Origin of the sequence: Celeribacter baekdonensis (genome assembly GCF_003047105.1) — a bacterium.
GTDB classification, from domain to species: Bacteria; Pseudomonadota; Alphaproteobacteria; order Rhodobacterales; family Rhodobacteraceae; genus Celeribacter; species Celeribacter baekdonensis_B.
The window spans coordinates 2,304,241-2,326,123 of record NZ_CP028475.1; the positions used below are offsets into that span (position 1 = coordinate 2,304,241).

At 56.8% G+C, this 21,883-nt stretch carries 19 protein-coding genes, 1 tRNA gene and 1 pseudogene; 7 read left to right on the forward strand and 14 right to left on the reverse strand.

Annotation, left to right across the window (positions count from 1 at the left end):
- Positions 1-36: 36 nt before the first annotated feature.
- The 13 genes and pseudogenes from rpoB to DA792_RS15035 form a co-directional block, all read right to left on the reverse strand.
- Positions 37-4,172: pseudogene (gene rpoB, locus DA792_RS14975) on the reverse strand (DNA-directed RNA polymerase subunit beta).
- Between the two features lie 255 nt (positions 4,173-4,427).
- Complete coding sequence (gene rplL / locus DA792_RS14980; protein ID WP_107720685.1) at positions 4,428-4,802, reverse strand: 50S ribosomal protein L7/L12; 375 nt, start codon at positions 4,800-4,802, stop codon at positions 4,428-4,430.
- 69 nt (positions 4,803-4,871) lie between these two features.
- Positions 4,872-5,387 (reverse strand): 50S ribosomal protein L10, encoded by a 516-nt coding sequence (gene rplJ, locus DA792_RS14985; RefSeq protein WP_074647489.1) that lies wholly within the window; start codon positions 5,385-5,387, stop codon positions 4,872-4,874.
- Between the two features lie 419 nt (positions 5,388-5,806).
- Positions 5,807-6,505, reverse strand: a complete 699-nt coding sequence (gene rplA, locus DA792_RS14990; protein WP_107720687.1) for a 50S ribosomal protein L1 — start codon at positions 6,503-6,505, stop codon at positions 5,807-5,809.
- Positions 6,505-6,930, reverse strand: a complete 426-nt coding sequence (rplK, locus tag DA792_RS14995) for a 50S ribosomal protein L11 (protein WP_107720689.1) — start codon at positions 6,928-6,930, stop codon at positions 6,505-6,507. Before rplK ends, rplA begins: the two co-directional genes overlap by 1 nt.
- A 126-nt stretch (positions 6,931-7,056) precedes the next feature.
- A complete protein-coding gene (nusG, locus tag DA792_RS15000) occupies positions 7,057-7,590 on the reverse strand; it encodes a transcription termination/antitermination protein NusG (protein ID WP_107720691.1) in 534 nt (177 codons plus the stop codon).
- Positions 7,591-7,828: 238 nt separating this feature from the next.
- Positions 7,829-8,029 (reverse strand): preprotein translocase subunit SecE, encoded by a 201-nt coding sequence (gene secE / locus DA792_RS15005; protein WP_107720692.1) that lies wholly within the window; start codon positions 8,027-8,029, stop codon positions 7,829-7,831.
- 156 nt (positions 8,030-8,185) lie between these two features.
- A tRNA-Trp gene (locus DA792_RS15010) sits at positions 8,186-8,261 on the reverse strand.
- A gap of 434 nt (positions 8,262-8,695) precedes the next feature.
- The gene (gene tuf / locus DA792_RS15015; RefSeq protein WP_107720676.1) at positions 8,696-9,871 is read right to left on the reverse strand and encodes an elongation factor Tu; all 1,176 of its coding nucleotides are present in this window, start codon (positions 9,869-9,871) and stop codon (positions 8,696-8,698) included.
- Between the two features lie 89 nt (positions 9,872-9,960).
- Positions 9,961-10,611: a hypothetical protein gene (locus DA792_RS15020; RefSeq protein WP_107720694.1), complete on the reverse strand. Its 651-nt coding sequence runs from the start codon at positions 10,609-10,611 to the stop codon at positions 9,961-9,963.
- 68 nt (positions 10,612-10,679) lie between these two features.
- A complete protein-coding gene (locus tag DA792_RS15025; protein ID WP_107720696.1) occupies positions 10,680-11,846 on the reverse strand; it encodes a M48 family metallopeptidase in 1,167 nt (388 codons plus the stop codon).
- Positions 11,843-13,090, reverse strand: a complete 1,248-nt coding sequence (locus DA792_RS15030) for a DUF898 family protein (protein WP_107720698.1) — start codon at positions 13,088-13,090, stop codon at positions 11,843-11,845. The genes DA792_RS15025 and DA792_RS15030 overlap by 4 nt, the downstream gene beginning before the upstream one ends.
- Before the next feature lie 34 nt (positions 13,091-13,124).
- Positions 13,125-15,482 (reverse strand): DNA topoisomerase IV subunit A, encoded by a 2,358-nt coding sequence (locus DA792_RS15035; protein WP_107722724.1) that lies wholly within the window; start codon positions 15,480-15,482, stop codon positions 13,125-13,127.
- A 162-nt stretch (positions 15,483-15,644) separates the two neighbouring features.
- Here DA792_RS15035 and DA792_RS15040 point away from each other — a divergent pair, with 162 nt between their 5' ends.
- The 6 genes from DA792_RS15040 to DA792_RS15065 all read left to right on the forward strand — a co-directional run bounded on the left by DA792_RS15040 (position 15,645) and on the right by DA792_RS15065 (position 19,886).
- Positions 15,645-16,250: an SH3 domain-containing protein gene (locus DA792_RS15040; protein ID WP_107720700.1), complete on the forward strand. Its 606-nt coding sequence runs from the start codon at positions 15,645-15,647 to the stop codon at positions 16,248-16,250.
- An 80-nt stretch (positions 16,251-16,330) separates the two neighbouring features.
- On the forward strand, positions 16,331-17,179 hold the full coding sequence (locus DA792_RS15045; protein ID WP_107720702.1) for an SDR family NAD(P)-dependent oxidoreductase: 849 nt from the start codon (positions 16,331-16,333) through the stop codon (positions 17,177-17,179).
- Between the two features lie 82 nt (positions 17,180-17,261).
- On the forward strand, positions 17,262-17,468 hold the full coding sequence (locus tag DA792_RS15050; protein ID WP_107720703.1) for a twin transmembrane helix small protein: 207 nt from the start codon (positions 17,262-17,264) through the stop codon (positions 17,466-17,468).
- Position 17,469: 1 nt separating this feature from the next.
- Positions 17,470-18,042: a cob(I)yrinic acid a,c-diamide adenosyltransferase gene (locus DA792_RS15055; RefSeq protein WP_107720705.1), complete on the forward strand. Its 573-nt coding sequence runs from the start codon at positions 17,470-17,472 to the stop codon at positions 18,040-18,042.
- Between the two features lie 171 nt (positions 18,043-18,213).
- Positions 18,214-18,966: an electron transfer flavoprotein subunit beta/FixA family protein gene (locus tag DA792_RS15060; RefSeq protein ID WP_107720707.1), complete on the forward strand. Its 753-nt coding sequence runs from the start codon at positions 18,214-18,216 to the stop codon at positions 18,964-18,966.
- Complete coding sequence (locus DA792_RS15065) at positions 18,966-19,886, forward strand: electron transfer flavoprotein subunit alpha/FixB family protein (protein ID WP_107720709.1); 921 nt, start codon at positions 18,966-18,968, stop codon at positions 19,884-19,886. The genes DA792_RS15060 and DA792_RS15065 overlap by 1 nt, the downstream gene beginning before the upstream one ends.
- A 75-nt stretch (positions 19,887-19,961) precedes the next feature.
- On the opposite strand, the gene DA792_RS15070 is transcribed toward DA792_RS15065, so the two are convergent.
- Positions 19,962-20,789: a DUF6473 family protein gene (locus tag DA792_RS15070; RefSeq protein WP_107720711.1), complete on the reverse strand. Its 828-nt coding sequence runs from the start codon at positions 20,787-20,789 to the stop codon at positions 19,962-19,964.
- A gap of 188 nt (positions 20,790-20,977) precedes the next feature.
- Here DA792_RS15070 and DA792_RS15075 point away from each other — a divergent pair, with 188 nt between their 5' ends.
- Complete coding sequence (locus DA792_RS15075) at positions 20,978-21,853, forward strand: 3-hydroxybutyryl-CoA dehydrogenase (RefSeq protein ID WP_107720713.1); 876 nt, start codon at positions 20,978-20,980, stop codon at positions 21,851-21,853.
- Positions 21,854-21,883 lie beyond the last annotated feature (30 nt).

Below are 21,883 nucleotides of genomic sequence, written 5' to 3' on the forward strand. Positions count from 1 at the left end.
GTCGCGGAAGGGGGGGAAGAATAAGGGCCAAAGCCCTTACTCTTCATCCTCCGAATCCAGGAGTTCCATGTTGAGGCCGAGGCCGCGGACTTCTTTGACGAGCACGTTAAAGCTCTCCGGCACACCGGCTTCAAAGTTGTCTTCGCCCTTGACGATCGACTCATAGACCTTGGCACGGCCGGCCACGTCATCCGACTTGACCGTAAGCATTTCCTGCAGGGTGTAGGCGGCACCGTAAGCTTCGAGCGCCCAGACTTCCATCTCCCCGAAACGCTGACCACCGAACTGCGCCTTACCACCAAGCGGCTGCTGGGTAACGAGCGAGTACGGACCCGTGGAACGGGCGTGGATTTTGTCGTCCACAAGGTGATGCAGTTTCAGCAGGTATTTCATGCCCACCGTGACCTTACGCGCGAATTGCTCACCGGTGCGCCCATCAAACAGGATGGATTGCGCAGAGGTGTCAAAGCCCGCTTTGGCCAAAGCTTCGTTGATGTCGGCCTCTTTCGCCCCGTCGAAAACCGGCGTTGCGATCGGAACGCCACGGGTCACGTTGCCCGCCGCTTCCAAAAGGTCGTCGTCTTCCATCGGCTCAAAGCCTTCGTCATAGACATCTTGGCCATAAACGAATTTCAGAGCGTCACGCACCGGGGTCATGTCGCCGGAGCGACGGTATTCCCGCAGGCCTTCTTCGACCTGTTGGCCCAGACCGCGTGCAGCCCAACCCATGTGAGTTTCAAGAATCTGACCAACGTTCATACGCGACGGCACGCCCAGCGGGTTCAAACAGAAATCGACCGGGGTCCCGTCTTCGAGGAACGGCATGTCCTCCATCGGAACCACGCGCGAAATCACACCTTTGTTGCCGTGACGACCGGCCATTTTATCACCCGGCTGAAGCTTGCGCTTCACGGCAATAAAGACTTTGACCATTTTCATCACGCCCGGGGCAGATCGTCACCACGACGGACTTTTTCGACCTTGTCTTCAAAACGGTGCTCAAGAGCCCGTTTTTGAGCTTCGTATTGGGCGTTCAAAGCCTCAACGATGGTGGCATCGTCTTCGTCTTCGAGAGCGAGCTGCCACCACTGACCTTTGGACAGTTGCGACAACAAATCTTCGTCGATGATCACGCCGGGTTTCACGCCCTTCGGACCTTTGACGGCAACCTTGCCCATGATCATGGTCTTGAGACGCGCGTAGATGTTGCGGTCGAGGATGACCATCTCATCGTCACGGTCACGTGCGAGGCGTTCGATTTCCTCACGCTCGATCTGCACGGAACGTTCGTCTTTTTCCACACCATGGCGGTTAAAGACGCGCACTTCCACGATCGTACCGTAATCCCCCGGTTTCACCCGCAGCGACGTGTCACGCACGTCAGACGCTTTCTCACCAAAGATGGCGCGCAGGAGTTTTTCTTCCGGCGTCATCGGGCTTTCGCCCTTCGGTGTGATTTTACCCACGAGAATGTCACCCGGCTCAACGTGAGCCCCGATGTACACGATACCCGCTTCGTCAAGGTTGCGCAGGGCTTCCTCGCCAACGTTCGGGATGTCGCGCGTGATCTCTTCCGGCCCAAGCTTGGTGTCACGGGCGGCGACTTCGAATTCCTCGATGTGAACCGAGGTAAAGACGTCGTCACGCGAAATGCGCTCGGAGATCAGGATGGAGTCTTCGTAGTTGTAGCCGTTCCACGGCATAAACGCGACCATCACGTTTTTACCCAGAGCCAGCTCACCCATATCCGTGGATGGGCCATCTGCAATGACTTCGCCCTTGCCAACCGTCTGACCCACATTCACCAGCGGACGCTGGTTGATACAGGTGTTTTGGTTCGAGCGCTGGAATTTGCGCAGACGGTAGATGTCCACACCCGGATCGCCCGGTTCCAGATCGGCCGTGGCGCGCACAACGATACGGGTTGCGTCGACTTGGTCGATCACGCCCGCGCGTTTCGCTTGGATCGCAGCGCCGGAGTCGATGGCGACTTTGCCTTCCATCCCGGTGCCGACCAGCGGCGCTTCTGCACGCAAAAGCGGCACAGCCTGACGTTGCATGTTCGAGCCCATGAGAGCGCGGTTGGCGTCGTCGTTTTCAAGGAACGGGATCAACGCGGCCGCCACAGAGACCAGCTGTTTCGGCGACACGTCGATGAGATCGACGTTGGCCGGTGTGTTCAGCGCGTGTTCGCCCGACTGACGGGTGGACACCAGATCGTCGGTGAATTTGCCGCTTGCATCCAAGGCCGCGTTGGCCTGCGCCACGGTGTGACGCATTTCTTCGGTCGCGGACATATACTGCACTTCATCGGTCACCTGACCGTCGGTCACACGACGGTACGGGGTTTCGATAAAGCCGTATTTATTGACGCGGGCAAAGGTGGCCAGCGAGTTGATCAGACCAATGTTCGGACCCTCGGGGGTCTCAATCGGACACATACGACCGTAGTGCGTGATGTGAACGTCGCGCACCTCAAAGCCAGCCCGTTCGCGGGTCAAACCGCCCGGCCCAAGCGCCGAAAGACGACGTTTGTGCGTCACCTCAGACAGCGGGTTGGTTTGGTCCATGAACTGCGACAACTGAGAGGAGCCAAAGAATTCGCGCACCGCAGCAGCAGCCGGTTTGGCGTTGATCAGGTCTTGTGGCATGACCGTGTCGATTTCGACCGAGGACATGCGTTCTTTGATCGCGCGCTCCATGCGGAGCAGACCAACGCGGTACTGGTTTTCCATCAGCTCGCCAACGGAACGCACACGACGGTTGCCCAAGTGGTCAATGTCGTCGATGTCGCCACGACCATCGCGCAGCTCAACCAGCGCTTTGATACAGGACACGATGTCTTCACGACGCAGGGTGCGTTGTGTGTCTTCGGCGTCAAGATCGAGACGCATGTTCATTTTGACGCGACCCACGGCCGAGAGGTCGTAGCGCTCAGAGTCAAAGAACAATGTGTCGAACAGGCCGGAAGCCGCATCGACGGTCGGCGGTTCACCCGGACGCATCACGCGGTAGATGTCCATGAGCGCGGTTTCGCGGTTCATGTTTTTATCTGCCGCCATGGTGTTGCGGATGTACGGACCAACGTTGATCCCGTCGATGTCGAGCACCGGAATCTCGGTGATGCCCGCGTCCAACAGATCTTTCAAAGTGCCGCCAATAACGGAGCCGTCTTTGTCGAACTCATAGGTGATCTCGTCACCCGCTTCGACATAGATCGCACCTGTGGTTTCGTTGATGATGTCCTTGGCCGAATATTTGCCGAGGATGTTATCAAACGGCACCAAAAGATTGGTGATCGTGCCTTCGTCGAGGATTTTCTTGACCGCACGCGGGGTCATTTTATCGCCGGCTTTGCAGATGATTTCGCCGGTATCAGCATCCACCAAATCGTAGGCCGGACGTGTGCCGCGCACACGCTCGGGGAAGAACTTGGTCACCCAACCCTTGTTCTTCTCCAATTTGAAATCGACGGTGTTGTAATAGGCGTCACAAATCGCTTCCTGATCAAGCCCAAGCGCGTAAAGCAGCGTGGTGACCGGGAGTTTACGACGGCGGTCGATCCGGGCAAAGACGATGTCTTTGGCGTCGAATTCGAAGTCCAGCCAGGAACCGCGGTAGGGAATGATGCGGCAAGCGAACAGGAGTTTACCCGAAGAGTGGGTTTTGCCTTTGTCATGGTCAAAGAACACGCCCGGGGAGCGGTGCATCTGGGACACGATCACGCGCTCGGTGCCGTTCACGACAAAGGTGCCGTTCGGGGTCATCAGGGGCATGTCGCCCATGAACACGTCTTGTTCTTTGATGTCTTTGACGGATTTCGCGCCAGTGTCTTCGTCCACATCAAACACGATGAGACGCAGCGTGACCTTGAGCGGAGCCGCATAAGTCATGTCGCGCTGTTGACATTCTTCGACGTCATATTTCGGTTTTTCAAGCTCGTACTTGACGAATTCAAGCACGGCCGTCTCATTGAAATCCTTGATCGGAAACACCGATTGGAAAACACCTTTGATGCCTTCACCGTCCAAGGGAACGGGGCTGTCGCCGGATTTGAGGAAAAGATCGTAAGAAGATTTCTGAACCTCAATGAGGTTCGGCATTTCAAGCACTTCACGAATTTTGCCGTAGTACTTGCGGAGCCGTTTCTGGCCAAGGAAGGTCGAAGCCATTGCGCGTCTTTACCTTTCGAATTTTCGCGAGCCACAGCCTCCGGTGGGCGCCGGTGGAAGTGCCCTGACGAAACAGAGATGTTCGGTCTATTCCTGCCCCCGTCCCAAAGGGGGCTCCCGACCGCTGAACCTCTCCTGAGAAAACGCCCTTTTCTCGCACATCCGCGAAAGGCCCTTTCTAAGACAGGTTAAGCTGGACCCAAGAAATCTCGGGTCCAGCCATTATTTTGTTCGGCCCATAAGGGCCAAAGGCGATTAGGCCAGCTCGACAGTCGCGCCAGCTGCTTCCAGCTTGGCTTTGACTTCGTCTGCTTCGGCTTTGGAAACGCCTTCTTTGATTTTGCCGCCAGCTTCGACGAGATCTTTTGCTTCTTTGAGGCCCAGGCCGGTGATGCCGCGGACTTCTTTGATCACGTTGATTTTGGATGCGCCGGCGTCTTTGAGGACGACGTCGAATTCGGTTTGCTCTTCAGCAGCCGCGCCAGCATCGCCTGCCGGGCCAGCCATCATCACAGCGCCGCCAGCGGCGGGCTCGATGCCATACTCGTCTTTGAGGATGGTTTTCAGTTCTTGTGCTTCGAGAAGGGTGAGACCCACGATCTCTTCTGCAAGTTTCTTCAGATCAGCCATTGTACTGTTTCCGTTCGTTTAAGATGTGTTCCAACGCGTGTGTTTACAACCACGTCGGTCTCTGATTGCTTATGCAGCAGCCTTGTCTTCAATTGTAGACAGGATGCTCGCGATGTTCGAAGCAGGTGCGCCAATCGCGCCAGCGATGTTGGAAGCAGGTGCGCCAATACAGCCAACGATAGAAGCAATAAGCTCCTCGCGGGACGGCATTTTCGCAACGGCTTTAACACCATCGACGTCGAGAGCGGTCTCACCCATTGCACCACCAAGGATCACGAATTTTTCGTTATCTTTGGCATAGGCATCGGCAACCTTGGCCGCAGCCACAGGATCTTCCGAATAGGTGAGAACGGTCATACCCGTCAGGAAATCAGCAAGGCTTGCGCAAGGCTTTCCTTCAAGGGCGATTTTGGCGAGCTTGTTCTTGGCAACGCGAACGGACCCACCAACATCACGCATACGCGCGCGCAGGTCCTGCATCTGAGCAACCGTGAGACCTTCGTAGTGGGCAACCACAACGACGCCAGAGCTGTCAAAGATTTGGCCGAGCTCGTCGACCATTTTTTCTTTTTGTGCTCTATCCACAGTTTTACTCCAAGTATGGGAGAGAAAGCGCCCTCCCGGCTCAATTCTACCGGCATAACCGGCACGAAGTCCGTTACGGGCTGCGCCAAAGTCGCCCGAGGTCAAGCCCTCGGAGAAACTTGTCGTCTTCCCGTCTCAGGCAGGAATTATAGAGGAAAACCCCTCGACCCACCGTCTTGGACGAAACGCAAAACAGCGCACGACGAATCGCACGCTGGGTTGCACGAAGCGGTTTAGATGGAATTAAGAGGGAGAGCAAGGGGGTGAAGTGCCTGAGAGACAACTCTCGGACACACTCACCTCTTGTCGTTAGAATAGCAGAAAATCCGCGTGCCCTCAATATAGCCAAAAGGACATAGTAAAAGGCGCCCCAAACGGAGCGCCTTTCAAATCTCATTCAAGTTCCGGCAGTGCGAAACTCAATTGCCAGTCGCGGAGTCCACAGCAATGGAAACGCCCGGGCCCATCGAAGAGGACACGGAGACTTTCTGCATGTAAGCGCCTTTTGCGCCGGTCGGCTTGGCTTTTTGAACTGCATCCACGAAAGCGCGGATGTTTTCGGCCAGTTGCTCGGCGGAGAAGGAGGCTTTGCCAACGCCTGCGTGCACAACGCCGGCTTTCTCTGCTTTGAACTGAACTTCGCCACCTTTGGCTGCTTCCACGGCTGCTTTCACGTCCATGGTCACGGTGCCAATTTTCGGGTTCGGCATCAGGTTGCGCGGACCAAGGATTTTACCAAGGCGACCCACGATCGGCATCATGTCCGGGGTTGCAATGCAACGGTCGAACTCGATTTTGCCGGACTGAATGGTCTCCATCAGATCCTCTGCGCCAACGATGTCAGCGCCAGCGGCGGTGGCTTCGTCTGCTTTCGGACCACGGGCAAACACGGCCACGCGGACGGTTTTACCAGTGCCGTTCGGCAAGGTCACAACGCCGCGAACCATTTGGTCTGCGTGACGCGGATCAACACCGAGGTTCAGCGCGATTTCGACGGTTTCGTCAAATTTCGCGGTTGCGTTGGATTTGACCAATGCCACGGCGTCTTCGACGGTGATGTTTTCTTTGCCTGCGAATGCTGCACGGGCTGCAACGGTGCGTTTACCAAACTTAGCCATTACTTCACCTCGATGCCCATAGAACGTGCAGAACCGAGGATGATTTTCATCGCCGCTTCGACGTCGTTTGCGTTCAGGTCTTTCATTTTCGCTTCTGCGATCTCACGCACCTGAGCCAAGGTCACGGTGCCGGCAGTGGTGCGACCCGGGGTTTTGGAACCGGAGGTCAGTTTTGCCGCTTTTTTCAGGAAGTAGGACGCCGGGGACGTCTTGATGTCCATGGTGAAGGACTTGTCCTGATAGTAGGTGATCACGGTGGGGCACGGCGCGCCGGGCTCCATGTCCTGTGTCTTGGCGTTGAACGCCTTACAGAATTCCATGATGTTGATGCCGCGCTGACCAAGCGCCGGACCCACGGGCGGGGACGGGTTTGCTTTGCCTGCGGGCACTTGCAGCTTGAGGCTGCCCACGAGTTTTTTAGCCATTGGCTTTTTCCTTTTCCAACCCCCATGAGACGCGTCTCACGAGGAACTTTGTTGTGTGGTCTGACTTGGAACGCGCGCGCCCCGCCTCTCCCACAAGAATGTCACACCCGAGGGATGCAACGTCATTCAGGGCCGTTTATTGACCTGAGTGAATTCCAATTCGACCGGGGTGGCCCGGCCAAAGATCGACACCGACACTTTGAGGCGCTGGCTGGCTTCGTCGACTTCTTCGACCATACCGTCAAAGCCTTCGAACGCACCTTCGCCCACGGACACCTGTTCACCCACTTCGAAGGTGATGGTGTTGCGCGGTGCCTCAGCACCCTCTTCGACGCGACCCAAGATGGCCTCAACCTCAGAATCGCGCATCGGCATCGGCTTGCCAAAGGAGCCCAAGAACCCGGTGACCCGGTTGATCGAGTTGATCAGGTGGTAGCCCTGATCGGTCATTTCCATCCGCACGAGCACATAGCCCGGCATGAAACGCCGCTCGACGGTCACTTTTTTGCCCCGGCGCACTTCGATGACCTCTTCGGTCGGCACCAAAACTTCTTCGATCTGATCCTGAAGGCCCTTTTCTTCCACAGCAATCCGGATCGCTTCGGCGATTTTTTTCTCGAAGTTCGAGAGAACGCTCACCGAGTACCAACGCTTTGCCATGGTGCTTTTGCCTTTTCTTGCTCCAACCCTGCGGGCCAGATGTCGTTAAATGTCATGCACATGCGTGCTCGCCCCGGAACAATAAAGCGGCGCACAACTCGAATCGCTGCACGCCCGTCCAGAAGATTGCGCCCGCTCTATAGCCTCAGGCGCGTAAGTTCAACCCTTTAGGCGTTCAGATCGCCCCACCTCCGCATACAGTCACTGCACACGAAGGATGGCGGAGCGCCCGCGCCTATTAGCCGAAAAGGCCCAAGAAGCCCTGAAGGCCAAAGCGGATGCCGAGATCGACGAGGAAAAAGAACGTCCCCACAAGGGCGGCCATCACGAACACCATCATCGTGGTCAACAAGACCTCGCGGCGGGTCGGCCAGACGATTTTGGTCACCTCAGCGCGAACTTGCTGAATGAACTGAAGCGGATTTGTTTTCGTGGCCATTGTAATGTCCTGAACTCTCTTGGTCTTGGCGCATCTACGCCACAGCGGAACGGATTTCAACCCCGAAGGCACGAAAGACAACGCCCGCCCTGCTCCGGCCCCGCTTGTATGGCAGCGGCGCGCAGGCCGAAGGCGATCATCGTCATATATGGAAAGTGGCAGGGGCACACAGACTCGAACTGTGGGCCTACGGTTTTGGAGACCGTCGCTCTACCAACTGAGCTATACCCCTAAGGCCGAGGTGGGAAATACGAAAGGCGCGCTCGCTTTGCAAGTCGAAAAAGTCGATTGCGGTGAAAAGGCAGTGCTGTTCTTTGACTGCCTCCGTCAAAAAGGCCGAGAGACGCGCGTAAAACAGGCGCTCATACGCCTCAACAGAAGAGGCACGGGCTGGCTTCTGGCGATCTTTCAGAACGCCCCTGAAGCCGACCGTCGAATCTCATGCGCCACTGCAATCGGGACCACCTTTTTATCTGCGGCGGATGTTGTTTATTCCCAAACAAAAAGGCCCCGCTTTTGCGAGGCCTTTCTATGCGATCAATCACTTGCGTGACTTATGCGATCTTACTCAACGATCTTCGACACACCATATTCGTGTGCGTCTCGGGATCATTGCTTACTCAACGATCTTCGACACACCATATTCGTGCGTCTCGGGATCATTGCTTACTCAACGATCTTCGACACAACGCCGGAGCCAACCGTGCGGCCACCCTCACGGATAGCGAAGCGCAGGCCTTCTTCCATGGCGATCGGCGCGATCAGTTCAACGTTGAACTTCAAGTTGTCGCCCGGCATCACCATTTCGGTGCCTTCCGGCAAAACAACAGTCCCGGTCACGTCCGTCGTACGGAAGTAAAACTGCGGACGGTAGTTTGCGAAGAACGGCGTGTGACGGCCACCTTCTTCTTTGGTCAAAATATAGACCTCAGATTCAAACTTCGTGTGCGGTTTCACAGAACCCGGCTTACACAGAACCTGACCACGCTCAACGCCTTCACGATCCACACCACGCAAAAGCGCGCCGATGTTGTCGCCAGCTTCCCCGCGATCGAGCAGTTTGCGGAACATTTCAACGCCGGTACAGGTCGTGGTTTTCGTGTCACGGATCCCAACGATTTCAATGCTGTCGCCAACGTTGATCACGCCGCGTTCGATACGACCGGTCACAACAGTCCCGCGGCCAGAAATCGAGAACACGTCCTCGATCGGCATCAGGAAAGGCTCGTCCACTGCGCGCGGCGGCTGCGGAATGTAGGCATCAACTGCGGCCAGAAGCTCGCGGATTTTGTCTTCGCCGATGTTCGCATCGCGACCTTCGAGAGCGGCCAAAGCAGACCCCGCGATGATCGGAATATCGTCGCCCGGGTAATCGTAAGCCGACAAAAGCTCGCGGATTTCCATTTCGACGAGTTCCAAAAGCTCTTCGTCGTCAACCTGGTCCACTTTGTTCATGAACACGACCATGGCCGGGATACCAACCTGGCGACCCAAAAGGATGTGCTCGCGGGTCTGCGGCATCGGGCCATCAGCAGCGTTCACAACCAAGATCGCGCCATCCATCTGAGCCGCACCCGTGATCATGTTTTTCACATAGTCGGCGTGACCGGGGCAATCCACGTGCGCGTAGTGACGGTTTTCCGTCTCATACTCAACGTGTGCCGTGGAAATCGTGATCCCACGCGCTTTTTCTTCCGGTGCACCATCAATCTGATCGTAGGCTTTGAAGTCACCAAAATATTTGGTGATCGCTGCCGTCAGCGTCGTTTTACCGTGGTCAACGTGGCCAATCGTGCCGATGTTGCAGTGCGGTTTGGAACGCTCAAACTTTTCCTTAGCCATATCGAGGCGCCTCTTGGTTTGACTGGGTCGGTCAAGACCCGAATTAACATCGCGGGCTAGTTATTGGCTCTGGAGAGGAAAATCAAGCGTCAGTTGCTCTTTGTGGCATTTGGTGGCTCAGGAACCGCATCTGGCGCAAGGACCGCAAGGGCAGCCTTGGCCTCGTCAGCGTCCGAGGTTTCGGGAGCGACAGGATCAATGCCAAACCACTCCCCATTTTCCAACAACCACCGCTCAACCTTTAAGGCTGCATTCCGGGTCAGGATATCGAGCTGTTCCTCTTTCGTGCGCGTCAGGCCTGAGCCAATAAGTGTCTCGCCCGACAGGCTTTCAAACACCGTCAAAAGTTTGGGCTTATCGGTGAGTTTTTTGTCCTGCGCGTCATCCCAAATGTTGACCGACAGCACGAGCACGGATTTGGGCGTAAACAGCACCGGAATCCCCGGTGCAGCAAGGCCATAGGCGTCCACTTTGATGCCGATGTGATAGAGCTTGTCGCCGTCATAGCGACCAAACCGCGCCTGCATCGCCGCTTTCAACGCGGTCTCGACCTCATCCTCCGTCGCATTGCGTGAGAACGGCGCCTTTTGCATATCTGTCGCCACCACGACGTTGTGGCCAAAGGCAAAATCCCCGAGATTCACCAGCGGCGTGTCTTCGGTCACCATTTTGGCGTCACTACAGGCGACCAGCGTCAAAAGAGACAGTCCGACAACAGCGCGACGAGCAAGTGAGATCACAGGGTATCCTCCAAATTGGGTCTAGATCACGACTAAAGGCAAACGCCGCCTCACGCAATGTTTGGTCCTTAATCGCAAATTTGGCGCAACCGCTGCCACGCCATGTTCGACATAAACGGCACACCGTCATCGACATAAGATTCGGCCGCCGCCTGCGCCCGCGTCACACGATCGCCAAGCTGCGGATGACTGGCAAGATGCGAGGCAAGACCTTCGCTATCGCCATATTCGGCTTTGAGCCGTTCAAACAATGGCGCAAGCGCGCCGGGCGAAATGCCCGCACGCGGCAGCATCTCATGCGCATAACTATCAGCGGCACTTTCCGCCGCTTGGCTGTACTGTGCATTGACCAATTGATTGGCCCCCATCAACACCATCGTGCCACCGGCGAAATCCCCAAACACCAAAGAGAGCACGCCAAAGGTGCCGACCGAGCGCAAAGCATGACGGGTGGGATCACGGTGATCGACATGGCCCATTTCATGCGCAATGACGGCCGCGACCTCATCGGGTGATTCCGCCGCATCTATCAACCCGCGCATGACCACGATGCGCCCTCCGGGCAAAGCAAAGGCATTGACCATATCGAAATCCAATACGGTCAACTGCACCGCATCCGAAGCAAGTGTGGAGGCCGCGAGCAATTTGGTTTCCATCTGCTCTAACGCCGCGAGTCCCTGTTCGTTCTCGCATTCCCCCAGCGGCACAAACCCTCCCGAAAACGCCTCGCGCACCTGTTGATAGGCCTTCTCGCCCAGCGCCCGTTCACCTTCGATGGGCAAAAGCGTGGCCAATTGATCGGCAATCAACGGGATCAGGAAAAACACGATCAGCGCCACAGAGGCAATGGCCCCCGCAATCAACCCCATCAAACGCCCACGCCCGGTGGCAGGTGCTCGACGCCGCAGCGACGGCGCGCGCGCTTCAATCTCGTGCAACAAAACAGTGTCGCGCACATACAGTCGCGCCGTGGGCGTCATCACATTGGTGAACACACCCAAACGCGCCGGGCCCCAACGTAGCTTGGTCTGCCCTTCAACATAGCGCAGATGCGACAGTGGCCAGGTCCATGTCTGCACTTGCCCCGTGTCATCGGTGTAGGACAAAGACACCCCCGCCTCATTGGAACGGACTTGCACATAGACCTCATGACGATGCGCGCTTTCGCCATCAACGAAATCGCAAAGCACCCCTTCGGGTATTGGCCCCCAGGGGCTGCGCACGGCCCCGGTCATATCGCGGCTCCCAAATCAAACGCTTCGGCCATGCCTTCGGCTTCTCCGGCCTCATCACGGGCACGTTGCGCGATCTCGCAAAGATGTTCGCCCCCGGTCAGGGTCAGCGTTTCGGCATAATGCCGCCACACCGGGAACAGCACAAAGGTTTGGCGAAACACCGAGAAAAACAACAATGTCGACATGTAGATAAAGATCGCAAAGAACACGCCCACTTCGGCTGAGGGCATCCCATCCCCCCCCAACCCCGAGCCATCCGAGACCGCGCCGGTGGCAAACAGGCCAAAGTCGCGCAGGCCGGGAAACACCAGAACCAAAACGCCAGAGGCAACACCCGCCACGGCCAAAGAGGCCAAAGTGGTGAACAGGTTGGTCAGGATATAGCCCGCAAAATTCAGCCAAAGAATGCGTGGAAAAGACGCGGTGGAAATCAGACCCACCCCGCCTGCGGTTTTGTGATTGGCCATGTAGCGCAGGGCAACGACACGGTAGCGGGTGTAGAAAAATAGACCGCCAAAAATCGCGACAATGGATAGAAGCGGCACCAGCCCAACCCAAACAGATAGTGCGGATTCCTCGCCTGCGGCAAACCAGGCCGCTCCGACGATGGCCCCAAGAATGAACCAAAAAGAGATCAAAACCGGCAAAAACGGTTTGATCAACCCGGTCCAACGCCCGCCTTGGTTCAGCCTCTGAGTGCCAAAAAACGTCCGATCCGTGCGGAATTTTTCAAGCTTGAAAGTCATGCGCGGCCACAGAAAGCCCATAGTGATCAGCGTCAAAAACAACTGACCCATGGCATAAAGGGTGTATCTCCCTGCCGCCGGTTCAAGCGCAAAGCGAATGCCGCGCCACCGTGTGCGCGCATAAACATAGCGTTTGGCACGATATGAGGCGAAATACATCAGCGGAATGGCAAGGACAGCGGCAATGACATAGGCCTCATATTCCTCTTGGAACAACGCGAAAGAGGCATAGACCAAGATCAGCGCCACAACCCCGATCAACAGGGCCAAGATCACCAAAGCGATGAGAAATCCGGTAAATTTCTCAATGCCCTTGCCGACATATTCCAACGGCGTGCGATCCGGGCGAATGGCCGACCAAAAATGCCGCCGCAGCCGGGTTTTCATCCAGAACCGATAAAACCCCAGCGTCACCACCGACAGAGCGGCCGTCCAGATCGAGAGCGACAAGAGCGGAACAACGCGGCCCTCGACATCGGTTTTCAAAAGCTGCGCCATACCCCGGCCCTCTCGTTACGCCCCGTTTCGGAGCTTAACCAAACTTATTATCGCGTGGAAAACCATGCGGCGGCTGTTTGCCAATGCCCGCACGTTTGCTCAGCCATTGCGACAGGTCTTTCTCGGTGCGCGTGTTGCCCCCGCCCATGGTCCAACTCAGCCCCTCCTCCCACTTAAACGTGGTCAAATCGGACAGGCCGCCATCAAGTTCCAAAAGCCCCTGCGCGCCGCGGGCTTGGTTGTATTTCTGCAACCGCACACCCTTGCCACGGTTCAGTTCCGGCACTTCGGCAATCGGGAACACAATGAACCGACGGTTTTGCGACATGACGGCGACGTGATCGCCCTGCACCCGACGCACCACGGCGGCCAGTTCGCCATCTTTGACGTTGAGCACCTGTTTGCCAGAGCGGGTCTGGGCCACCACCTCTTTTTCGGGGATGACAAAGCCATTGCCGGCATTGGAGGCGACAATCAATTTGCCCTCAGGATCGTGGACGAAAATATCGACGATCTCCACCTCATTCGGCAGATCCACCATCAGGCGCACAGGTTCACCCATGCCACGCCCGCCCGGAAGACCGGCACCCGAGAGCGTATAGAATCGCCCGTTGGAGCCCATCATCAAAAGCCGATCCGTGGTTTCCGCATGGAAACAGAAGCGCGGCCCATCGCCGTCTTTGAATTTCAACTCGCGCGTCAGGTCAATGTGACCCGACATGGCGCGAATCCAGCCCATTTGCGAACAGACCACCGTGATCGGCTCACGTTCGATCATCGCCTCAAGCGGCACATCCTCGACCTCGGCGGCCTCGGCAAATTGCGACAGGCGCATGCCACGGGCATAGTCTTTACCGAATTTCTTTTTGGTCTCTTTCAATTCCTCTGAAATGCGGTCCCACTGCATGACCTCGCTGTCCAACAGCGCATGAAGCCCGGCCTTTTCCGCCCGCAACGCATCGCGTTCCTTGATCAGCTCGATCTCTTCGAGACGCCGCAACGACCGCAGGCGCATGTTGAGGATCGCCTCGGCCTGCACCTCGGTCAACTCCCCCGCGCCCTCTTTGGCGGGCAACGGCGAGACGTAGTCTTTTTCCGACATGGCGCGGGCGTGATCTACGCCCCAGTTCTCCGCCATCAACGCCGCTTTTGGGTCATCATCATAGCGGATGATGTCAATCACCCGGTCGAGATTGAGGAAAGCGATGATAAAGCCTTCGAGCACCTCAAGACGATGGTCGATCTTTTCCAAACGGTGCTGGGAGCGGCGTTGCAACACCACGCGACGGTGATCAAGCCAAGCGCGCAGCACTTCTTTGAGCGAACAGACTTTCGGCGTGCGCCCGTCGATCAGCACATTCATGTTGAGCGAAAACCGCGTCTCCAGATCGGAATTGCGGAACAGCGTGTTCATCAACACCTCAGGCAGGACGTTTTTGGATTTCGGCTCCAAAATCACCCGGATGTCCTCGGCACTCTCGTCGCGCACATCGCCCAGAATCGGCACTTTTTTGGTCTGGATCAGCTCGGCGAGTTTTTCGATCAGCTTGGATTTTTGAACCTGATAAGGGATTTCGGTGATGACAATCTGCCATTGCCCGCGCCCCAGATCCTCAACCTCCCATTTCGCCCGCACCCGAAACGACCCGCGCCCGGTGGCGTAGGTTTTCATCATGCTTTCGCGCGGCTCGACAATGACGCCGCCGGTGGGGAAATCCGGGCCTTTGACATAGTTCAAAAGCGTCTCGTCGCGCACATCCGGCGTTTTGATCATGTGCAGCGAAGCATCAATCAGCTCGGAAATATTATGCGGCGGAATATTCGTCGCCATACCCACCGCAATACCGCTTGAGCCATTGGCCAAAAGGTTTGGAAAGGCGGCGGGCAACACTTCGGGTTCGCGCAGCGTGCCATCATAGTTGTCGCGAAAATCAACCGCATCCTCGGCCAGACCTTCCAACAAAGCCTCTGCCGCGATGGTCATCCGCGCCTCAGTATACCGCGAGGCCGCCGGGTTATCGCCGTCGATATTGCCAAAGTTCCCCTGACCATCGACCAGCGGATAGCGGACGTTAAAATCCTGCGCCAAACGCGCCATGGCGTCATAAATCGCCATATCGCCATGCGGGTGATAGTTCCCCATCACGTCACCAGAGATTTTCGCCGATTTACGGAAACCGCCGCCGGATGAGAGGCGCAATTCGCGCATCGCGTAGAGAATGCGCCGATGCACCGGCTTCAACCCATCGCGCGCGTCGGGCAGCGCCCGATGCATGATGGTCGAAAGCGCATAGGTCAGGTAGCGATCGCCAATGGCTTGGCGAAGCGATTCTGAAAAATCAGTCGGGGGCGTGCCACCTGCGGGCGGGTCTTGGGTCAAATCACTGCTCATGTGTCGATGAATAGCGCCCACCTCGCCCCCCGGCAAGCGCGTCTCGCGTGCCCCGCGGGCAACGTCGCACATCTTAGGCGGACCAATGGCGCAGTTTTCCCCGTATCACGCCTGCGAATCGCGTAGTATGGGACGGGTAACAAGTGTTTTGGGGGAAACGATATGCTGCGTCTGTTGGCGATAACTTTCGTTGGGCTTTGGGCGGCCCTTATGGTGTTTGGGCGGGATTTGTCCGCCGAAGAACTGGCACAACTTGAGCTGAGGCGCGCCGAAAAGGTCTCTGTCCTTACCAGCCTATCCGAGACTTGGAATGAGGCTTTTGGCGCTGATCGCAAACGTCAGGGTGCCTATGTCCCAACTCTGGCTGAACTGAACGCACAAAAGGCCTTGTTGCCCGCCCGCCTTGCGCCCGAGACAAAAGACGATGCGACCCAAGACGCGATGGTGCAGCTTGCAAGCTTTAGCGACACACCGGCGCATACCGTTGCCACCGCCACAACCCGCGTGAGCAACCCCGAAAAACTGGCCGGTTTGTTGCAGCCCGCCCCCATGGATGCGCCCGAATTGGACCTACGTGAAGTGACCGCCACACGCGTCAACGTCCGCTCCGGCCCCTCCACCAACAACGAGGTTCTGGGACAGGTGCATTTTGCCGAGATCGTTCAGGTGCTCTCTCCGGTTGAGAACGGTTGGGTCGAAATTTCCGTCGAGGGCGATGGCGTATCGGGCTATATGTCGGCCAATTTCCTACGCGACTTGACGCAATAACCCGAACCTGTTTGCAAAAGCGACTTTCCCCTTTTGCCTTTGCGCTCTAAGCCTTTTGCATCCACGCAAAAGGCTTTTTCATGCGCACGATCCTTATCACCGGCTGCTCCACCGGCATCGGCCATCACGCCGCTCATTTTCTAAAATCCAAAGGCTGGCGGGTGTTTGCGACCTGCCGAGCGCAGGACGACGTGGCGCGCCTGACATCTGAGGGATTGGAAAGTTTCCGCCTCGACTACGAAGACCCCGCCTCGATAGAAGCCGGGTTCAACGAAACCCTCGCCCGCACTGGCGGCACATTGGACGCATTGTTCAACAACGGCGCTTATGCCATCCCCGCCGCTGTCGAAGACCTGCCCGTTGCCGCACTGCGCCAAAATTTCGAAGCCAATTTTTTCGGTTGGCACGATCTGACGCGTCGGGTCATTCCGGTGATGCGGGCGCAGGGCACGGATGGCAAAGGGCACGGTCGGATCATACAATGCTCCTCCGTGCTTGGCCTCATGGCGATGCCTTGGCGCGGCAGCTACAATTCCACAAAATTCGCCCTTGAGGGCCTGACCGACACGCTGCGGTTGGAAATGCGCGGCACCGGGATCAAAATCATCACCATAGAACCCGGCCCGATTGGCACCGCCTTTCGCCTCAATGCGCGCAAACAATTCGACAAATGGATTGATTGGCAGGCCTCGCCACGCGCCGATCAATATCAAAGCTCCCTCGTCCCGCGCCTCTACAAAGCCGCCGAGGCCAACACGCCGGACCCGTTTGAATTGGGGCCTGAGGCGGTCAGCGCCAAAGTTTTACGCGCGCTTGAAGCCCCCAACCCGCGCGCGCATTACTATGTCACAACGCCCACCTATATTGCCGCCCTGTCACGGCGCTTCCTGCCACAGCGCCTCATCGACCGGATGATGGCCAAGATCTAAGCAAGCTCTAAGCGCGACCATTCGCGTGTTGGGCCTTGGGCCAAAATGCGCTATCTGCGGTACAAACACGAAGGACATGCACATGAATTCCGACCCGTTTCTCTACATCATTGGCGGCGCTTGCCTCCTCGTTCTCGTCATCCTTGCGCTTGGCATCGGCCAATTTGGACGCGGTGGTGCGGAGGGAGCGAAAAAGTCCAACAAATTGATGCAATACCGCATTCTCGCGCAATTGGGTGCCGTCATCCTCGTCGTGATCTATGTAGCTCTGCGCAAAACGGGGAACTGACATGGTTGTTTTAAACAAAATCTACACACGTACCGGCGACAAAGGCGAAACCGCTCTGGGCGATGGCACGCGGGTGACCAAATACAGCCCCCGTGTCGAAGCTTACGGTACAGTGGACGAATTAAATTCCACCGTGGGGCTGGCGCGTCTGCATGCGGCGGGCGAAATGGATGTGGCCCTGTCGCGCATTCAAAATGACCTGTTTGATCTCGGCGCAGACCTGTGCCGCCCCGGAATGGAACAGGACGCAGAGGCCGAGTATCCCCCGCTGCGCCTGATCGCCTCTCAGGTCGACCGGCTCGAATCGGAAATTGACGCGATGAACGCAGACCTCGCCCCCTTGCGCTCCTTTGTCCTGCCTGGCGGATCGGCCCTGGCGGCGCATTTGCATCTCTGTCGGACCGTCGCACGCCGCGCCGAGCGTCTCTCTGTCGAACTGAGCCAAGTGGAAACCATCAACGAGGTCGGCATCAAATACCTCAACCGCCTCTCTGATTGGTTCTTTGTCGCCTCGCGTGTCGCCAATGACAACGGCGCAAATGACGTCTTGTGGGTGCCGGGCGCGAACCGCTGACCCAGGCCATTCGCCGTGACGCAGCGGCATTTGTTCCGCAAAACGCCACGTCTTTGAACGAAAGTTGCGCGATTAGGGGCTATTTTCTGCGTCCGCAAAGGGCTAATAAAATTGCCGAAGAACTGATTGCCCCTGTTTCGGGCGGCTGAAATCATAAGGGAGACCCCGCCAATGAAGGTACTCGTACCAGTCAAGCGCGTGATCGACTACAACGTGAAGGTCAAAGTAAAGGCCGATGGCACGGGTGTTGATCTTGCGAATGTGAAGATGTCGATGAACCCGTTCGATGAGATCGCGGTTGAAGAGGCCATTCGTCTGAAAGAGGCCGGCGTGGCCAGCGAGATCGTCATTGTGTCGATCGGCGAGAAGAAATCCACCGATACGATCCGCAACGCGCTGGCCATGGGGGCGGATCGCGGCCTTCTTGTGGTTGAGGATCAGGGCGTCGAGATTGAGCCGCTGGCCGTGGCCAAAATTTTGGCCAAGATCGTGGCAGACGAGGCGCCTGAGCTGGTCATTCTCGGCAAACAGGCGATCGACAATGACATGAATGCAACCGGTCAGATGCTGGCCGCCCTTTTGGGATGGGGCCAGGCGACCTTTGCCTCTGAGGTCAAAATCGAAGCGGGCAAAGCGGTTGTGACCCGCGAAGTCGACGGCGGGTTGCAGACCATTTCGGTCGCGCTTCCGGCGATTGTGACCACCGATTTGCGCCTCAATGAGCCGCGCTATGCCTCGCTTCCGAACATCATGAAGGCGAAGAAAAAGCCTTTGGATGAAAAGACATCCGCAGATTACGGCGTCGACACCGCGCCGCGTTTGACCGTTGTGTCGACCGACGAGCCGAAAGGCCGCGACGCTGGCATCAAGGTCGGATCGGTCGATGAACTGGTCGCGAAACTCAAAGAAGGAGGGCTTGTCTGATGGCTGTTTTGTGTCTTGCTGAAGTCGCCTCTGGCGCAGTTGCGATGGATGCCACCGCCAAAGCGGTGAGCGCCTCCGCCCAACTTGGCGATGTGACGGTTTTGGTCTGTGGCCCTGCGACGGCTGCCGATGAGGCCGCGAAAATTGACGGCGTGACCAAGGTTTTGCGCGCCGATGACGCGGCTTATACCAATGGCCTGGCCGAAAATCTGGCCGCTTTGATCGTGTCTTTGGCGGGGGATTACACGCATATCACCGCGCCCGCCACGACCACGGGCAAAAACGTCTTGCCGCGGGTTGCAGCGCTTTTGGATGTGATGATTTTGACCGATGTCACCTCCGTTGTGGATGCCGATACGTTCACGCGCCCGATCTATGCCGGGAACGCAATTCAAACGGTACGTTCGAAAGATGAAAAAAAGGTAATCACCTTCCGCACCTCGACGTTTGAGGCGGCGGGCCTGTCGGGTGCAGCAGCGGTGTCGGACATCTCTGGCGCGGAGGATGCGGGCCTGTCACAGTTTGTCGAGGACAAGGTCGCGGTCAATGATCGCCCGGAATTGACCTCCGCCAAAATCGTCGTTTCCGGCGGGCGTGGCGTCGGCTCCGAAGAAGATTTTGCCATCATTTCGGCGCTCGCGGACAAACTCGGCGCCGCCGTCGGGGCCTCGCGCGCGGCGGTCGACTCGGGCTTTGCCCCGAACGATTGGCAAGTCGGCCAAACCGGAAAAGTCGTCGCCCCCGAGCTCTACATCGCCGTCGGCATCTCCGGCGCGATCCAGCACCTCGCCGGCATGAAAGACTCCAAAGTCATCGTCGCCATCAACAAGGACGAAGAGGCCCCCATCTTCCAGGTCGCCGACTTCGGCCTCGTCGCAGATTTGTTCCAAGCCCTGCCCGAATTGACCGGGAAGCTCTGAGTTCACGCTCTCAAGGACAAAAGGCCCACCAACCGGTGGGCCTTTTTTATTTACAGTGAGCACTTTTGCGATGCTTCAAAGATAGCGCGCAATCGCTTCCTGAACAGCAGTGGCGGCTTTTGAATGAACGATGGGACCCAGCATTTCACGGGCAGCAGGGGCGTCGAGGTCAGAATGGACCATCAGCTCAAAACCCTGCTCGACCTCGTCATGGGTCGCCACCACCTCCACGATATCTTTCACCAGAGGGCGAATGTCCTCAAGCATATCGCGATTGACGAAAAGCGGATCGCCATTGATTTTGGCACAGGCCGCCTCATCATCAGGAGAATGATCCGACAGCCACAAAAGCACCAAATCGCCCTGAAGTTTCTGCGCCATGGTCCGCATCCGGGCCACCCACGCATCGCGCAATTCCTGCCGCACCATTTCAAATTTCTGCTCAGACACCGCTTCAAGAGTCTGAAGCAAATGGCGGGTAAAGTTGAAATCGGTAAAATCAATTTCGCGGTAGATCGTTTTCAATAGGGTCGAGGCGCGCAAAAAGCGATCGTTGCGCCGCGCATGAACCGCGTAAAATCGGTTCGACATATTCTGGGCCCCCGCGATTTGAACCACCGTGGTTTTCGCATGTTTGCACAGGTCCAGAACCGTCTCATCATTCAGAAACACATCCACGCCAGCATTCACGCAGCCAAGATTGAGAGTTTCCACCCCAAGCCCGGATTCAACAAGGTCCGGGAACGGAAACTCAACATATTTGCCATAGGTTTCGGTTCCGCCGAGAAAGGCAACATAAGCCTCATCCAGATCTTTGGACGGGCCGCGGAACAAAAGTTTCGATTTGCCATAGCGGCACGGATAGTAATTGAGGGAGCCTTCGCCCCTATTTTGGTAAGCCATGTAGTCCACCCACTGGTTCGTTATTTCACCCACAGAGCAGAGTCGCAGATACAAGTTGCGAAATCGCTAAACCGCCAATTCAACGCAAATTTTATGGGAAGGCGGCGCCACCTTGCCCCTTGAACCAGCTCGCTGCACATGCGTAAACTTTGGCACACAAACTGGCGACACATCCTAAAGGTAAGAAAATGGACATCCAAAACGTAGGCATCGTCGGTGCGGGACAAATGGGCAACGGCATCGCGCATGTGTTTTCACTTGCGGGCTATAACGTGTTGCTCAACGACATTTCACAGGACGCGTTGGATCAGGCGATTGTCACCATTTCGCGCAACCTAGAGCGGCAAGTGTCGCGTGGAAAAATCGAGCAATCCGAAATGGATGCGGCGCTATCGCGCGTGTCGACAACGCTTAAACTCGAAGAGCTAGGGGCCACTGATTTGGTCATCGAGGCGGCGACCGAGCGCGAGGATGTAAAGAACGCGATTTTCGAACGGCTTCTACCCCATCTCAAACCTGAGACCATCCTGACCTCGAACACCTCCTCGATCTCGATCACGCGGCTTGCCTCGCGCACCGATCGACCGGAAAAATTCATGGGGTTTCACTTTATGAATCCCGTGCCTGTGATGAAACTTGTGGAGCTGATCCGCGGCATCGCGACGGATGAACCCACCTATCATGCGCTGTTGAAAGTGGTCGAATCGCTTGGAAAAACCGCCGCAAGTGCCGAAGATTTCCCCGCCTTTATCGTAAATCGCATTCTGATGCCGATGATCAACGAGGCGGTTTACACCCTGTATGAGGGCGTTGGGTCGGTCAAATCCATTGATGAATCTATGAAACTTGGCGCGAACCACCCGATGGGGCCATTGGAATTGGCTGACTTTATCGGTCTCGACACCTGCCTCGCGATCATGAACGTGCTGCATGATGGCTTGGCCGATACGAAATACCGGCCCTGCCCGCTTTTGACGAAATATGTCGAAGCCGGATGGCTTGGCCGCAAAACCCAGCGCGGGTTCTATGATTATCGTGGCGAGACGCCGGTTCCGACCCGATAATAATCACATCACGACATAGAAAAGGGGCCG

Coding starts and splice junctions, on each gene's coding strand:
- rplL (WP_107720685.1), bottom strand. CDS start 4,802: ATGGCTGATCTGAAGAAACTTGCAGAAGAGATCGTGGGTCTCACCCTT.
- rplA (WP_107720687.1), bottom strand. CDS start 6,505: ATGGCTAAGTTTGGTAAACGCACCGTTGCAGCCCGTGCAGCATTCGCA.
- rplK (WP_107720689.1), bottom strand. CDS start 6,930: ATGGCTAAAAAACTCGTGGGCAGCCTCAAGCTGCAAGTGCCCGCAGGC.
- nusG (WP_107720691.1), bottom strand. CDS start 7,590: ATGGCAAAGCGTTGGTACTCGGTGAGCGTTCTCTCGAACTTCGAGAAA.
- secE (WP_107720692.1), bottom strand. CDS start 8,029: ATGGCCACGAAAACAAATCCGCTTCAGTTCATTCAGCAAGTTCGCGCT.
- tuf (WP_107720676.1), bottom strand. CDS start 9,871: ATGGCTAAGGAAAAGTTTGAGCGTTCCAAACCGCACTGCAACATCGGC.
- DA792_RS15025 (WP_107720696.1), bottom strand. CDS start 11,846: ATGACCGGGGCCGTGCGCAGCCCCTGGGGGCCAATACCCGAAGGGGTG.
- DA792_RS15030 (WP_107720698.1), bottom strand. CDS start 13,090: ATGGCGCAGCTTTTGAAAACCGATGTCGAGGGCCGCGTTGTTCCGCTC.
- DA792_RS15035 (WP_107722724.1), bottom strand. CDS start 15,482: ATGAGCAGTGATTTGACCCAAGACCCGCCCGCAGGTGGCACGCCCCCG.
- DA792_RS15040 (WP_107720700.1), top strand. CDS start 15,645: ATGCTGCGTCTGTTGGCGATAACTTTCGTTGGGCTTTGGGCGGCCCTT.
- DA792_RS15045 (WP_107720702.1), top strand. CDS start 16,331: ATGCGCACGATCCTTATCACCGGCTGCTCCACCGGCATCGGCCATCAC.
- DA792_RS15050 (WP_107720703.1), top strand. CDS start 17,262: ATGAATTCCGACCCGTTTCTCTACATCATTGGCGGCGCTTGCCTCCTC.
- DA792_RS15055 (WP_107720705.1), top strand. CDS start 17,470: ATGGTTGTTTTAAACAAAATCTACACACGTACCGGCGACAAAGGCGAA.
- DA792_RS15060 (WP_107720707.1), top strand. CDS start 18,214: ATGAAGGTACTCGTACCAGTCAAGCGCGTGATCGACTACAACGTGAAG.
- DA792_RS15065 (WP_107720709.1), top strand. CDS start 18,966: ATGGCTGTTTTGTGTCTTGCTGAAGTCGCCTCTGGCGCAGTTGCGATG.
- DA792_RS15070 (WP_107720711.1), bottom strand. CDS start 20,789: ATGGCTTACCAAAATAGGGGCGAAGGCTCCCTCAATTACTATCCGTGC.
- DA792_RS15075 (WP_107720713.1), top strand. CDS start 20,978: ATGGACATCCAAAACGTAGGCATCGTCGGTGCGGGACAAATGGGCAAC.